The organism is Nocardia grenadensis (assembly GCF_050942415.1).
Classification (GTDB): Bacteria; Actinomycetota; Actinomycetes; order Mycobacteriales; family Mycobacteriaceae; genus Nocardia; species Nocardia grenadensis.
In genome coordinates this window covers 6,272,478-6,287,090 of sequence record NZ_CP192054.1, presented here as the reverse complement: position 1 = coordinate 6,287,090, position 14,613 = coordinate 6,272,478, and the positions used below count along the sequence as shown (strand labels likewise).

12 protein-coding genes are annotated in these 14,613 nt (G+C 68.8%); 6 read left to right on the top strand and 6 right to left on the bottom strand.

Annotation, left to right across the window (positions count from 1 at the left end; translation table 11 throughout):
* Nucleotides 1-130 precede the first annotated feature (130 nt).
* Both ACQPYS_RS28740 and ACQPYS_RS28735 read right to left on the bottom strand, forming a co-directional pair.
* Nucleotides 131-1,243: a DUF475 domain-containing protein gene (locus ACQPYS_RS28740; protein ID WP_063042560.1), complete on the bottom strand. Its 1,113-nt coding sequence runs from the start codon at nucleotides 1,241-1,243 to the stop codon at nucleotides 131-133.
* A gap of 201 nt (nucleotides 1,244-1,444) precedes the next feature.
* Nucleotides 1,445-2,020, bottom strand: a complete 576-nt coding sequence (locus ACQPYS_RS28735; RefSeq protein WP_063042584.1) for a TerD family protein — start codon at nucleotides 2,018-2,020, stop codon at nucleotides 1,445-1,447.
* Between the two features lie 282 nt (nucleotides 2,021-2,302).
* On the opposite strand from ACQPYS_RS28735, the gene ACQPYS_RS28730 reads away from it, so the two are divergent.
* From ACQPYS_RS28730 to ACQPYS_RS28715, 4 genes are read left to right on the top strand one after another with little or no spacing between them, the layout of a single operon-like run.
* A complete protein-coding gene (locus tag ACQPYS_RS28730) occupies nucleotides 2,303-3,520 on the top strand; it encodes a hypothetical protein (RefSeq protein WP_433491331.1) in 1,218 nt (405 codons plus the stop codon).
* A gap of 12 nt (nucleotides 3,521-3,532) precedes the next feature.
* Entirely contained in the window at nucleotides 3,533-4,744 is a 1,212-nt protein-coding gene (locus tag ACQPYS_RS28725; RefSeq protein ID WP_431939358.1) for an HpcH/HpaI aldolase/citrate lyase family protein, read from the top strand.
* Entirely contained in the window at nucleotides 4,741-7,185 is a 2,445-nt protein-coding gene (locus ACQPYS_RS28720) for a phosphoribosyltransferase (RefSeq protein WP_433491330.1), read from the top strand. The genes ACQPYS_RS28725 and ACQPYS_RS28720 overlap by 4 nt, the downstream gene beginning before the upstream one ends.
* Nucleotides 7,186-8,034: an HAD family hydrolase gene (locus tag ACQPYS_RS28715; protein WP_433491329.1), complete on the top strand. Its 849-nt coding sequence runs from the start codon at nucleotides 7,186-7,188 to the stop codon at nucleotides 8,032-8,034. It abuts the gene before it with no gap.
* On the opposite strand, the gene ACQPYS_RS28710 is transcribed toward ACQPYS_RS28715, so the two are convergent.
* The 4 genes from ACQPYS_RS28710 to ACQPYS_RS28695 all read right to left on the bottom strand — a co-directional run bounded on the left by ACQPYS_RS28710 (nucleotide 8,031) and on the right by ACQPYS_RS28695 (nucleotide 11,151).
* Entirely contained in the window at nucleotides 8,031-8,996 is a 966-nt protein-coding gene (locus tag ACQPYS_RS28710; protein WP_433491328.1) for a DUF389 domain-containing protein, read from the bottom strand. The genes ACQPYS_RS28715 and ACQPYS_RS28710 overlap by 4 nt on opposite strands.
* A gap of 74 nt (nucleotides 8,997-9,070) precedes the next feature.
* A complete protein-coding gene (locus ACQPYS_RS28705; RefSeq protein ID WP_431939354.1) occupies nucleotides 9,071-9,835 on the bottom strand; it encodes an AIM24 family protein in 765 nt (254 codons plus the stop codon).
* A complete protein-coding gene (locus ACQPYS_RS28700; RefSeq protein WP_063042576.1) occupies nucleotides 9,832-10,524 on the bottom strand; it encodes an AIM24 family protein in 693 nt (230 codons plus the stop codon). The genes ACQPYS_RS28705 and ACQPYS_RS28700 overlap by 4 nt, the downstream gene beginning before the upstream one ends.
* Before the next feature lie 3 nt (nucleotides 10,525-10,527).
* Nucleotides 10,528-11,151, bottom strand: a complete 624-nt coding sequence (locus tag ACQPYS_RS28695) for an AIM24 family protein (RefSeq protein WP_063042578.1) — start codon at nucleotides 11,149-11,151, stop codon at nucleotides 10,528-10,530.
* Nucleotides 11,152-11,643: 492 nt separating this feature from the next.
* On the opposite strand from ACQPYS_RS28695, the gene ACQPYS_RS28690 reads away from it, so the two are divergent.
* Together ACQPYS_RS28690 and ACQPYS_RS28685 are read left to right on the top strand one after the other, a co-directional pair.
* Nucleotides 11,644-12,993: a TerD family protein gene (locus ACQPYS_RS28690; RefSeq protein ID WP_063042580.1), complete on the top strand. Its 1,350-nt coding sequence runs from the start codon at nucleotides 11,644-11,646 to the stop codon at nucleotides 12,991-12,993.
* A 20-nt stretch (nucleotides 12,994-13,013) separates the two neighbouring features.
* Nucleotides 13,014-14,576, top strand: coding sequence for a TerD family protein (locus ACQPYS_RS28685; protein WP_433491327.1), 1,563 nt, complete (start codon nucleotides 13,014-13,016; stop codon nucleotides 14,574-14,576).
* The last annotated feature ends 37 nt before the right edge of the window (nucleotides 14,577-14,613 follow it).

Below are 14,613 nucleotides of genomic sequence, written 5' to 3'. Positions count from 1 at the left end.
GCCCGGCCCGTGCGCGCGCGGCGAGGCCGGGCCCGGCCGCGGGTGGGAACGCGTTGCTGGTCCCCCCGATGAAACGGCAGTGGGAGCCGACCCTCGGGTCCGCTCCCACTGCCGTTCGGGACGTGCCGTGTCAGCCGACGGGGGTCGGCTCCGAAGCCTCGGTGGGTTTCGGATCGTCTTCCTTGCGGTTGCGGCGGACGCTGGACAGGACCGCGGCACCGATGAAGGCGATACCGATGAGGCCGGTGACGAGCTCGTGGATGTGGATATCACCGACGGTGACCAGCAGGATCAGGGCCAGTGCGCCGATGGCCCAGTGGGCGCCGTGTTCGAGGTACACGTATTCGTTCAGTGTGCCCCGGCGCACCAGGTAGACGGTGATCGACCGGACGAACATGGCACCGATCAGGCCGAGGCCCAGGGCGATGATGATCGGGTCGGCGGTGATGGCGAACGCGCCGATCACGCCGTCGAAGGAGAACGATGCGTCGAGGACCTCGAGGTACAGGAACAGGAAGAATCCGGCCTTACCGGTGGCCTTGGCCAGCCCGGACGGGCCGCCGGCAGCTTCCTCGGCGTGTTCTTCGGCGTTGAACATCGAACCCAGACCGTCGACGGCGATGTAGATGATCATGCCGAGCAGGCCGGCCAGCAGCACGGTGGAGCGGTCGTCGTCGTGGGCGAGGAATTCCGCGGCCAGCACCAGGCCGATACCGGCGATGACCACCGACATCATGTCCAGCTTGCCGGCCTTGGCGAGGGGGCGTTCGATCCAGGACAGCCAGGTGATCTCGCGGTCTTCGAGGATGAAGTTGAGGAACAGCATCGCCAGGAACATGCCGCCGAATGCCGCGATCTGCGGGTGCGCACCGGTGAGCAGGGTCTCGTAGCTGGGGGAGCCGTCGGGGAAGTACGCGGCGTCGCCGGCGGGCGGGTTCAACGCCAGATCGAAGGCTTCGACGGGATTCAGGCCCGCGGTGACCCACACGATCGCCAGCGGGAAGACCAGCCGCATACCGAAGACGGCGATCAGGATGCCGATGGTGAGGAAGATCTTCTGCCAGAACTCACTCATCTTTTCCAAGATGGTGGCATTGATCACGGCATTGTCGAACGACAGTGACACCTCGAGGATGCCGAGGATGAGGCAGAGCGCCAAGGCGGTTGGGCCGCCGTAGAGGAATGCCACCCCCAGCGACAGCACCGTGACGACCAAGGATAAACCGAATATGCGCAGGACCACGCTGGGACCTTTCGTGTGCGGTGGCCGGACTGCGGTCGGTATCCCGGCCTGTACGAGAAACCTGGTCGGCGATATCGACGACCAGTCACCAGCGTTGCCGTCGACCGCCTATTTGTCCAATTTGTCCCCTGACGCCTCTGGGACAGAGAACGAGGGGGCCCGTGCACCGGACCCCCTCACGCTACCCGGAGGTGTGGATCGTCAGACGTTCACACCGTAGTCGCGCGCGATACCGGCCAGGCCGGACGCGTAACCCTGGCCGATGGCGCGGAACTTCCACTCGGCGCCGTTGCGGTACAGCTCACCGAAGACCATGGCGGTCTCGGTGGAGGCGTCCTCGGACAGGTCGTAGCGGGCCAGCTCTTCGCCGTTCGCCCGGTTCACGACGCGGATGTAGGCGTTGCGTACCTGACCGAACGACTGCGAACGGCCGTCCGCCTCGTAGATCGAGACGGGGAAGAAGATGCTCTCGATATTCGCCGGCGTGTTGGCGAGGTCGACGTTGATGACCTCGTCGTCGCCTTCGCCCTCACCGGTGGTGTTGTCACCGGCGTGCTCGATGGCACCGTCGGGGGATTTGAGGTTGTTGAAGAACACGAAGTGCTGGTCGGAGACGACCTTCTTATCGGCTCCGGTGGCGATCGCGCTGGCGTCCAGATCGAAATCGGTGCCCGTGGTGGTGCGCACATCCCAGCCCAGGCCGACGGCGACCGCAGTGAGGCCCGGAGCCGCCTTGCTCAGCGAGACGTTGCCGCCCTTGGACAAACTGACACCCATGCGGGATTCCCTTTCGTAGTCGTCTGTGATTCCCAGCATGTCGGTAACCGCCGGGTACGGAATACGACAGTAGTGGGTTTCGGTGAACTTGCGTACAAACTCGGGCAAGCCGGTCACCGGCACGCGCGGGACGGCAGGTCCGGATGGTTTGGGATCGAAGGCTTTCGGAGCGCCGCTCCGCAGCACTACACGGCCGTCGCGATGTTCGACGGGGTGCGCGCGGAGCCGGGCCGGACGCGATGCGGCGGCGCGCCGGTGGTGGGATCTCATACCATCGGGTCTGTGGCAGGCCGCAGGCGTGGATGGTTCCGGTCGGGGGAGGATCCGTGGTTCGAACAGGCACGGTCGGCGCTGACGACGGCGTTCCTGGATATGGATCGGCGGCAGTCGGCTGCCGAGGCGGCCTCGGCGGCCGCCGAGGAGATTTTTCCGGATCGAGGGCTGGGCCGCCGCTGGGCCTCGGTGCGGGCGGACTGCTATACCGCCGCCGCGGCATATCTGGAGCTCACCGGTGAGCTGGACCGGGACGAGCAGTCCGGGACGCGGCGTCCGGACCGGCAACGTCGGGTGGACGCGGTGATCCGGCAGCTGGGATCTGTCGCACAGCGGGTCGACCGCTTCTATCACGGCGACCGGGCCGCGTTGGAGGAAGCGGTCGCGGTGCATCGGGCGGTGCCGGAACTGGTCGGGCGGGTCATCGCCGATGCGGCTCGGGTGCGCAGGCAGGCGGCCGAATCGGAGTACGCCGAGTATCCCTCGGTGGTCGCGGGGGCCGCGGCGGTGGATGAGGCAATGCTCACACTGGCCGCGGTGCCGCCGGACGAACGCGGCCGGGCACGGACGGCAGCGAACCGACTGGCTTCCGTTACGGCCGATTTGTCGGAATCCTTGGCTCAGGCTCCTTCTCGCGTCCCGGCCGCGCGCAACGCCATCGCCTCGGTCACCACCCGGCTCGCCGCGGTCCGCACCCGGGCCGAGCGGATCGGACCCGCGCATTCGGCGCTGCTGCGGGAGTTCAATGCTGCAAGTTCGGCGGATCTGGCCGACAATGAGCGGACCAGCGAGCGTCATATCGCCGCCGCGGCTCGAGCCCTCGCCGGGGCCCGCGCCGCCGCGGCCGAGAACACCCCGGAGCAGGCCCTTGAACTGACCACCACCGCGCGCGGCCATCTCGCCGACGCCGAACAACTCGTCGACGCCGTGACCAAGCGGCTGGCCGAGTTACGGGCGGTCCGCGAGGACCCGCGCCAACGCGCCGAGGCCGTACGGTTCCGCCTCCGGGACGCCCAGATGCTGGCGGTGTCACGGGGACTGGTCGCCGAATGGGGCTCGGTACTGGACGCTCAGGTCGAACGCCTCGACCGGGTCGCCGCGTCGCTCACCGGGCGGCACCCCGACTATTGGGCGTATGTAAACGAACTCGACACCATCACCGAATTCATTGCCGGGGTTGTCGAGCGAATGCGGAAGCAATTACCACCGGGACAACGACGAGGATGAGACGGGGGCTCGATGACCGCAGGCACGGCCGTCCGGCAGGAAATTTCCCTGTACAAGCAGGTACCGCGCCGACACTTCAGGCATTTGCAGGGGCCGGACGCCAGAACGCTGTTCCACCGGCAACCGGAGCCGTTCGACGACTGTGCCGAGCGGGAGATACTGGCGATGGCGCTCGGTGCCACCCTGTACGTACCGGCCACCCGAGCGGATCTGACGGCGACGATCGTGCGCCGGGCCGAGCGCGGGGTGTGCTCGATGGTGATCGATCTCGAGGACGCTGTCGCCGACCACGAGGTCGAGTTCGCGAAACAGCAGACCGTGCGCACCCTCGACGAACTCGCCGCACGGCCGGATCCGAGCCCGATGCTGTTCGTCCGCGTCCGGGACGCCGATACCGTGCCCGAACTGCTCGACCGGTTGGGCGTGGGCACGCAGGTACTGACGGGTTTCGTGTTCCCCAAGTTCGACAGCTCCTCGGCACCGAAGTACCTCGCGGCGCTGACGGCCGCCGCCGCTCGTACGGAACGGCCGCTCTACGGGATGCCGGTACTCGAATCCGCGGCGCTGGTACACCGGCAGACCAGGGATTCCGAACTCACCCAGATCGCGGCCTGCCTGGCCGAGGTCCGGGAACAAATCCTGGCCGTGCGGATCGGCGCCACCGATATGTGCGCGACCTTCGGTATCCGTCGCGACCGTGACCTGACCATCTACGATGTGCGGGTCATCGCCGATGTGATCGCCGATATCGTGAACTACCTGGGCCGGGCCGACGATACGGGTTTCGTGATCACCGGGCCGGTCTGGGAGTACTTCGCCGATCACGAACGGATGTTCCGGCCGCTGCTGCGCACCGCGCCGTTCGAGGAATCCGACGCGGTACCGTTCCGCAGCTATCTGGTGAGCCGGGATCTGGACGGTCTGCTGCGCGAGATCACGCTGGACCGCGCCAACGGCATCCAGGGCAAAACGGTTATCCATCCCTCGCATGTGGCGGCCGTGCACGCGCTGTCGGTGGTCACGCACGAGGAGTACTCCGATGCCCTCGACATTCTGCAGGTCGAGGTCGGCGGGGTCGCCGCATCCGGCTACCGCAACAAGATGAACGAGATGCGGCCGCATCGCAATTGGGCGCGCAACACCCTGACCCGGGCCCGGGTCTTCGGGGTGGCCGAGAAAGGGGTGTCCTTCGTGGATCTGCTGTCAGCGCTGGTCACGATATGAGCGACGGGTCCGGCGAGTCGTACTGGGCGGCCCGCGCGCTCGGTATCGAACTGCGGCATCGGGAAGCGTTCCGGTACGGCGACACCCCCGACAGTCTCGCGCCCGAACCGGAGATCGCCGATCTGGTGCAGCCGGGATTGCGCAAGAATCCGCGGCGCGCACATCTGCTGGTCTCCACGGTGCTGGGCAAACACCTGCCGACCGACCCCGTCCGGGTCCGGGACGCGGGTGACCGTCTCGGTGATCTGGTGCGCGCGGTACTCGGCGAACAGGATGCCGTGGTGCTCGGCTTCGCCGAGACCGCGACGGGGCTGGGGCACTGTGTGGCCACCCGGGTCGATGCCGCGTGCTATCTGCATTCGACCCGCCGGGTGGTGCCGGGTGCGGTGACCCTCACCGGGTTCGAGGAGGGGCACTCGCACGCGACCTCGCATCTGTTGCAGCCGATGCCGGGGGACGTGTTCACGCCGGGCCTGCCGCTGGTACTGGTGGACGACGAGATCTCCACGGGCGCTACCGCGCTGGATGCCATCGAGGCATTGCACGAGTTCACGCCGCGGACACACTATGTGCTGGCCACGCTGGTCGATATGCGTACCGATGCCGACCGCGAGCGGTTCGCCGCGGCCGCCGCCGCACTGGGTGCGCGGATCGATACGGTCTGTCTGGCGTCGGGCGCCACGGTGCTGCCCGAGGGATTGGTGGCCACCGTCTCGGAACTGCCCGCAGCCGAACTCAATCCGGTGGCGGGCCGCCGCGGGGTACCGGCGCGGCTGGAACTGCCCTGGCCGCGGGAGGTGCCCGAGGGCGGCCGGCACGGGTTCCTGCGCGCCGATCGGGCCGGGTTCGAACAGGCCACCGCCGTCGCGGGAAAAATGCTGCGCGACCAGCTGGTCACCGAGTACCCCGGGCGCCCGGTGATCGTGCTCGCCCATGAAGAGCTGATGTATCTGCCGCTGTGCCTGGCCGTGGAGATCGCCGAGTCCGGAGTGCCGGTGCGGTACCAGACCACCACGCGTTCCCCGGCGTATGTCCTGGACGAGCCCGGTTATCCGCTGCGCCGGGGGTTCCGGTTCCCGGCTCCCGAAGCGAACGAGGAGAAGCCGCGCTACCTCTACAACGCGTGTTGGCCCGACGACCCGGACGCGGACCCGGTGCTGGTGTTCGTGGCCGATTCACCCGCCGACGGTGAGCGGCTCTACACCCCCGGCGGGTTGGTCGATGTCCTGACCGCCGCCGGTTCCGATGTGCTGGTGGCGATCATCCGGGAGGCCGATCCGCGCACGCTGGTCGCCGTGCGCTCGGGTGATTTCGCCGGGCCCGCACCGTTGTTCGGCCCCGAATTCGGTTCCTACGACCGGGCCGATGTGGCGTGGCTGCTGAAGGATCTGTCCGGCGCCGACCTGGAGGCCGATACCGCCTCCCGGGAACAGCGGATCCAGGCCGGAATCGCGCACTACGCCGAATCGCTGCCCATCGAGTACCAGCCCGACGCCGCCTACCGGGAACTGTTCGACCGGGTGCTGGCCGACAGTGCCGAGCGGCTGGCCCTGGCGGTGGGGACGGTGGCCGAACTGGTGGCCGCCGAACGCGGCACCGATATCGTGCTGGCCTCGCTGGCCCGGGCGGGCACCCCCGTCGGCATCCTGATCCGCCGCTGGCTGGCCACCGGGCACGGACAGCGCCCCGCGCTGGATATCCCGCACTACGCGGTGTCGATCGTGCGCGATCGCGGGATCGACACCGTGGCCCTGGACTATCTGGCCCATCGTCACGATCCCGCTTCCGTGGTTTTCGTGGACGGCTGGACCGGCAAGGGCGCCATCACCCGGGAACTGACCGCGGCACTCGACGCGTACCACGCGGCGGGCGGCGCCCGCTTCGACGACGACCTCGCCGTACTCGCCGACCCCGGGCACTGCGTGCGCACCTACGGCACCCGCGACGATTTCCTGATCGCGTCGGCCTGCCTGAATTCCACCGTTTCCGGTCTGGTCTCGCGGACGGTGCTCAACCGGGACCTCATCGGCCCGGGGGATTTCCACGGCGCCAAGTTCTATGCCGAGCTCACCGGCGAGGACGTCTCCGCGCGACTGCTCGATACCGTCGCCGGGGCGTTCGAGACGGTCCGGCCGCGCGTGAGTGCACAGGTCGCGGCGGTGCGTGCCGGGGACCGCGCACCCACCTGGGCGGGCTGGGCGTCGGTGGAACGGGTGCGTGCCGAATACGGGATCGACAGCGTGAACTTCGTGAAACCGGGCGTGGGAGAGACCACCCGGGTCCTGCTGCGCCGGGTGCCGTGGCGGGTGCTGGTCCGGGAACCGGACGCAACCGAGCACGCGCATATCCGGCTGCTGGCACAGGCCCGGGCGGTACCGGTGGAGGTCGTACCGGACCTGGCGTACTCGTGTATGGGTCTGATCAAGGATGTGCAGCGGTAGATGTCTTCTCCGAAACCACTACTGGTCGCCACGGATCTGGATCGCACCATGATCTACTCCGCCGCGGCCGCCGGCACCGCCGCCGCGGCGACAGTATGTGTGGAGCATCTCGACGGCTCTCCGCTGTCGTATATGACCGCGGCCGCCGCCGACCGGCTGCGGGAACTGGCCGTCGCGGCGGTGGTGCTACCCACCACCACCCGGACCATCGAACAATTCGGCCGGATACGGCTGCCCGGGGCGCCGTGGCCCTACGCCGTCACCAGCAACGGGGGGAACATCCTGGTCGACGGGGTCCCGGATACGCGGTGGCGCCGGGGGATCGAGGCGGCGGTGCGGGCCGGCGGGGCCGGTCTCGCCGAGGTGGAGACGGCGCTGCGGGCCCGGGTCGACGATTCGTGGGTGTTGAAATTCCGCGAGGCCGACGGCCTGTTCTGCTATCTGGTGGTGGACCTCGCCGCGACTCCCCCGGATTTCCTGACCACCTGGGATGCCTGGTGCCGGGAACGCGGCTGGACGGCGTCGCGGCAGGGTCGCAAGATCTACACGATGCCGGCGGCGGTGTGCAAGAGCCGGGCGGTGGCCGAGGTGCGGGCTCGGCTGGTCGAGTCCGGTGTGCTGGACGCGGCGGCGCCGACGCTGGCCGCCGGGGACGGCGCCCTGGATGCCGAAATGCTCGCCGCGGCCGATCACGCCGTCCGGCCGCGGCACGGTGAACTCGAAGAACTCGGCTGGACCCGCCCGGGCCTGACCGTCACCGCCGCCACCGGAATCGAGGCAGGCGAAGAAATGCTCGGCTGGTTCGCTGCCGCGCTCGCCGGTCCGGTGGTCGCCGGGACGGCGGGTTAGAGCATGCGCCGCCGGGCCCGCGCCTCGGCGCGCGGCCGGCGGGGTGAGACCCGCGACCATACGAGGTCCTGGAGCGCCAGTGTCGCCCAGCCCGCTATCGCCATCCCGGCGAGGTTCACCACCAGTTGCAGGGTGCTGCCCCAGATGGCCGAACCCACGCCGAAGGCGAGTCCCAGCGCGATATTGCCGGCGGCGGGCACCGTGGTCACGGAGATGAACACCCCCACCAGCGCACCCGATTTGGCCGAGGTCAGCGACAGCACGCCGGCGGCCGCCGCGATCAAGGCCACGATGAACGACCACTTGTCCGGCGTATAGACGAAGGCGGTTTCCGGCCGGTCCCCGGTCACGGCGTCGACGGTGACCCAGCCCAGCAGCCGTCCGACCACGACCAGCGCGAAAGTGACCGCGATAGCGATCGCGAAACCCAGTGCCAGGGTGGCCAGCGCACGCCCGAACAGCGCGAACCGCCGTCGCACCAGGGCGACCCCCAGCGCGGCGATCGCGCCGAACTCCGGACCCAGCACCATCGCCCCGATGATGAGGATCTGCGAATCGACCACGATCGCGATACCGGCCAGCACCGTCGCCAGCGTCATGAAACTGAGGTAGGTCCAGTTGAACTCGGTGTCCTCATAGGACCGCTGGGTCACATCCGCCCAGATCACCGCATCCGCACTGTATCCCGGGGTGCGTATCTCGGTGAGGTACCCCGACAGCGACATCCACGTCGGCACCGGTTGCAGTTCGATACTCCCGCGGTGGTGCAGCCCGGTGGCCCGCAACCGTTCGAGGACCTCGTTGGCGGCCTCCCGGGCCAGATCGGCCAGCACCACATCGCCCTCGGGCCGTATCGCGCCGCCGCGCAGAACCGCCAGCCCGCTGACGGCCGTATCGGATTCCAGAATGCGCACCACCTCGTCGGTCAGCGCGGCGGGCGACATTATCCGCAGATGCAGCATGGGCCAAGTGTGCTTGGTCGGCGGCGCGGTTGCCGGTCCGCCGGGGACCGCGCCGTGTCGCGCGGGCCCGGTGCTCAGTACCCCTGCTGCCGGCCGTCGAGCTGCTGGGCGATGACACCCTGCAGCCGTTGCAGGCCCGGCACGGTGATCCCGCTCTGTAGTTGCCCCTCGATGGTGCGGATGAGGGTGGCGTCGCTGAGGACCTTCTCGCTCGACTGGATGAGAACGGTTCCGGCGCCGGTGAAATCGAACTGGCGTTCCTCACCGGAGGTCACACCGAGCGCGGACGCCCCGGCGGCCAGATACCCCGACACCCACCGCTGATCGTAGTGATGGCTGGGCGACGGGCAATCCGCCCAGCCCACCAGCGATTCCGGGTCCACCCGCAGCGGCGGTTCGGCGAAGATCACCGGGCCGTTCGAGGACGCCAGGAACTTCCCGGTGCCGATCAGCGTCAGGAAACCGGGCACGATCGATTGGTTCAGCGACAGCCCGGGCTCGAAGGCCAGCAGGTTCGCCGCGCGGATGGTGAGGTTGCCGTCGTCGAGATCGTAGGAGTTGATGTCGTAGCCGCGGTCGCCGATCAGCAGTTTGCCCTGCCCTTCGGCCACCACGTAGTCGCCGGTGAACAGCGGGGCCGAGAACTGGTTCGCCACCATGTGCAGGAGCTGGCCCTGCAGGCCGTGGGTGAGGGCCTGGAACCGCATCTGCCCGTAGTAGGCGATCATCGCGCCCTTGCGCATGAACCACGGCTTGTTCAGATCGATGCAGTACGCGTAGCTGTTGCCGGGGATATTGTCGCTTTCCCCGAGGTTCATCGGGTTGAGGATCTCGCTCACAGTTTCTCCTCCGATGCCTGTACGTACACCAGACCTTGGCCCGCGCACTGCAGTTGCATGGCCTCGCCGGATCCGCGCCCCACCGCGTCACGCCAGCTCACCGCGGCCTTCAGATCGGTGTGCACGTTCCCGTAGGAGGCGATGAACGCCTGCGGATCGACCACCACCGGATTCGGCCCGCCCACCTGCAGTTCGAGGAAACCACCATGGGCCAGCAGCACGGCGCTGCCCTGCCCGGACAGCTGGGTGGTGAACATGCCCTGACCGGTGAGCGCACCGGACGCGGCACCGCGCAGGGCACCCATCAGGCCGCCGCCGCCTCCGCCGCCGGAACTCGCCACCGACACCACCGAGGTCTGCAGGCCGGCGGTGTAGGCGAGCAGCCGGGACGCCTCCACCTGCAGTACCGCACCCGGCTGTACGTGGACCACCTGCACTTCCAAACCGGCGAAACCGTAATGGACGCTGCCGCTACCCTGCGCGAGCATGGTGCGCTGGTGTTCGCCGGCCATCATCTGCCCGGCCATCCGGAGCAGTCCGCCGCCACCCATCCCGGCGCCGCCCGGTATCTCGTGGGGCGCGAAGGACACATCGCCGGTGTAGAAGAGCATGCCGCCGGCCCGGGCGACCACGCCGCCCGCCGTGGCGATATCGACGGCGACGACCTTGGAATTGATCTGCTCGAACATGACCTACCGTTCCGCCGGTTGGATCGAGACCACGCCCTGCCCGTCCCAGCGCAGCGAGAACGCCTCGCCACCACCCTGCCCCAGCGCCGCACGCCAGGAGACATCGGTGACGAAGGACTGGTTGAGATCGCCGCGGGCGGCGACGAACGCGTCGGGGTCCACCACCAGGGGGAACTGTGGTGATACCTCCAAATGGATGAGCGGCCCGCCCGCCGACAGCAGGGCGACCTGCCCCTGGCCGCCGACCGTGGTGGTGAACAGCCCCTGACCGCTGGAGGCCCCACGTACACCGGCGAATCGCACATCGGTGCGCAGATTCCCGGCGAAGGCCAGTAACTGCTGCGATTCGACCTGCAGGGTCTCGTTGTTCAGGTTCACCACCGAGACGTACTGGCCGTTGACCGCCAGGAACACCCGGCCCTGGCCACTGCATTCCATCAGCGAGAGCTTCTCGCCGGTGGCGCGGCGTTTCATCCCGGCCAGCACCCCGTCCCCGCCGCCGAACCCGGCCGATTTGAACTGCACGGCGCCCTCGTAGGCGACCATCGAGCCGGAGATGGCGCGGATACTGGTATTCGCCAGGTGTACCTCGATCACCTTCTTCGACTGTTCGAAGAGTTGTGCCATGGAGAGTCGCCTGTTCTCGCCGCCCCGGAGCCCGGCCCACTGCCGGTGCTCATCCGTCGCCGTCACCTTAATCGTCGCAGGTCGACCCAGTCCATGCCCGGCCATACCATTCGTCTACTCCGGATGGTCGACGTCCGTGGTCGGGGCCCGCCCCCGGTTCTGGAGCGACAGAGTGAAGGAGCGCAGCGACTGAGCGTGTGGAGCAGACAGTCCAGAGACCGGTGACCATTGAGCACCTACAGTGATGTGAGCCTCCCAGGCCGGTCGAGGTTCACGAAAGCCTGCACCTTCTGTCTATTCCGGATGGTCTATCTCAGTGGTCGGGGCCCGCTCCCGAATCTGGACCGACGGAGCGAAGGAGCGCAGCGACTGAGCGCAGGAGGGAAGAATCGGGGTCACAGGGCCCCGGCCCTGCGACGCCGGAGGCGGCGCCATGAATGCGAGCATCTCGTACAGTGGCATCCATACGCACCGACAAGCGAAGGGTCTGACTTGTCCGCAACACTCGCCAAAGGCCAGAACGGTCCACTGGCCACGAACGACGTGGTGGTCTCCATCCAGTTGGCGGCTCCGGCCGATCTGTCCGCCCTATTGGTCACCGAGCAGGGCAAAGTCAGGTCCGACGCGGATTTCGTCTTCTACAATCAGCCCAGCGGTCCGGGTGTGAACCTGCGCCCGGGTCCGGCCGGGCAGCCCGCGTCGCTCGCGGTGAACCTCGGCGCGGTCCCCGCCGATATCGCGCAGGTCCGCGCGGTCATCACCCTCGACGACGCGAACGCCAACTTCGGGCAGTTCGCGGCCCCGGTCGCCTATGTCTCGGATCAGTCCGGCGCGCAGCTGTTCGAGTACCGGATCGACGGACTGGCCACCGAATCCATCGTGATCGCGCTCGAGCTCTACCGGCGCCAGGGCGCGTGGAAGGTGCGGGCGGTCGGGCAGGGCTACGCGGGCGGTTTCGCCGCGCTGGTCACCGACCACGGTGTCACGGTGGACGATTCCCCGGCCGAACCGCAGACCGCGGCCCCGGCCGCCGCGCCGCCGCCTCCGCCGCCGGTGCAGCAGACCGCGCCGGTGCCACCGCCCACCCAGCAGGCCTACCCGACCCAGCAGCCACCGCCTGCTCCGCCCTATCCGCCGCAGGGGGGCGGCTATCCGCCGCAGGGGGGCGGCTACCCGCCGCCGCCCGGGCCCGGTTACCCGCAGCAGCCCGCTCCGGCGGCGTCCACCCAGCAGCATCCCGGCGAGATCAGTCTGAGCAAGACCGGTCCGGTGAGCCTGCAGAAGGGACAGCGCGTCAGCCTCCGCAAGGAGGACGGCGCGGCGCTCACCTTCGTCAAGATGGGCCTGGGCTGGGATCCGGTCCAGCAGCGCGGCCTGTTCGGCAGCCGGACGGTGGATATCGACCTCGACGCCTCGGTGGTGATGTTCGCCGATATGAACCCGGTGGATGTCGCCTACTACGGGCAGCTGACCTCCAAGGACGGTTCGATCCGGCATCAGGGCGACAACCTCACCGGTGAGGGCGCGGGCGACGACGAGGTGATTCTGGTCGACCTCACCCGGATCCCGGCCCATGTCAACAACCTGATCTTCGTCGTGACCTCGTACAAGGGGCATACGTTCGGCCAGGTGCAGAACGCCTTCTGCCGGTTGGTCGACGGCGCCAACAACGCTGAGCTGGCCCGCTACTCGCTCACCGGCGGCACGCCGACCACCGCCATGGCGATGGTGAAGCTCTTCCGGGTCGGCAACGACTGGAAGATGCAGGCCATCGGTGAGGGTTTCAACGCCAAACATCCCGGTGAGGCGATTCCCCAGCTGGGCCGGTTCCTGGCGGTATGAGTGGTGTCGGGGGACAGGCGATGAAGCAGTTGCAGGCGGGGCAGAACATCCCACTGGGCGGCGGGTTCATCCGCTTCCGGGTGAATGCCGCCGTGCCGCTGACGGTTTCGGCGCTGGTGGTGGCCGCGGACCTGCGGGTCGGTTCGGCGGCCGATGTGCTGGTGTCCGAACGTCCGGCCGGCCCGGGGGTCCGGGTCGAGGACGCGGCTGTCGTCGTCACGCCGGCCGAGGTACGCGCGGATGCCCAGGCGGTGCTGCTGGTGGCCGCCGCGCAGAGCGGGCTCGGCGTGGTGACCGCGTCGCTGACGGAGAACGATGCCGCGGTGGCCGAGTTCGTGATCGCCCCGCAGGCCGGCGAAACCGCCCTGATCTGTTTCGAACTCTACCGTCGCGGTGCGAGCTGGAAGCTGCGCGCGGTAGGTCAGGGGTACGCGGGCGGGATCGGTGAACTGCTTCGCGCACACGGCGCCGACGGTTTCGCCGCCACGCCGGCCGCGGCGGCCGCGGCCACCGTGCTCGACGCGGCGGTCGCCGCTTCCGTCGCAGCGACCGCTGTGCCGGGTACGCCGGCCGAAATTCCGCCCCTGGAGGTCGGGCACGGGCTGGAACGCCTGTGGATGATCTTCGAGGACGCCGCCCGTTCGGCCGCCGCCCTGGAATCGGCGCGCGGTTACGCGGCCGAACGGCTCGACCAGGAACTGTCGGCCGCGGTCTCCGATCCGGCCACCCGCAACACTCCGGCCGCCGACGCCGCGCGGGCGGCCGCCCAGCGGCGGCACGACGAGCTCACGGCGACCGCCGAGCACAATCACCGGCGCGACAGCACCCAGCTGCTGCGCGAACTGCACGAGGCGGATGCGGTGCTGCCCGCGGCGCTGGCCTCGTGGGAATCCCCGGCCTGGGACCGTCCGGCCGCTCCGGCGGACGGTATCCGGCTCGGTGAGCTCTACGCGCTGGACCGGGGCGCGCTGCGCGTTCCCTACTGTGTGCCCGTCCCACTGAATCGTCCACTGTGGGTGGACGCCGAATCCTCGGCGGCCGTCGCACCGGTGGTCGGCGCCCTGCTCGCCCGGTTGATGCGGGCCGCGCCGGGCCGCCGGACCCTGGTCGACATCATCGATCTCACCGGCGCATTCACCGGTTTCACCGGGATGCTGGCGCCGGTGGCGGCCGGACCGCCGATCACCGATCACTCCGATATCTCACCGCGCTTACAGCAACTCGTGGACGCCGCCGAACTGGCGGAGATGGCCTACAACTCCGGGCAGGCGACGCCGCCGGCCGAGCACCGCATCCTGCTCGCGGCGGATTTCCCGCACGGATACCAGGCCGCGGACGCACAGCGGCTGGTGGCGTTGCTGGCCCGCGGGGATCTGATCGGACTGTCGACCATCATCGTCGGCGCGAACGAGTCCGAGTCGGGGGACAGCGCGGTGGCCGCGCTGTCCCGTGCCTGCCGCCATCTGCCGACCGTCACCGGCACCCCGCTCTTCGATCCGTGGACCGGTAACGCCTGGCAGCTGGACCTGGATCTGCTACCGCACGAACCCGAACAGCGGGCGCGAATCCTGCGGGCGGGTTGAGTCGGAGCCGGCCGACGCGCCGGCCGATCGGGCGAAG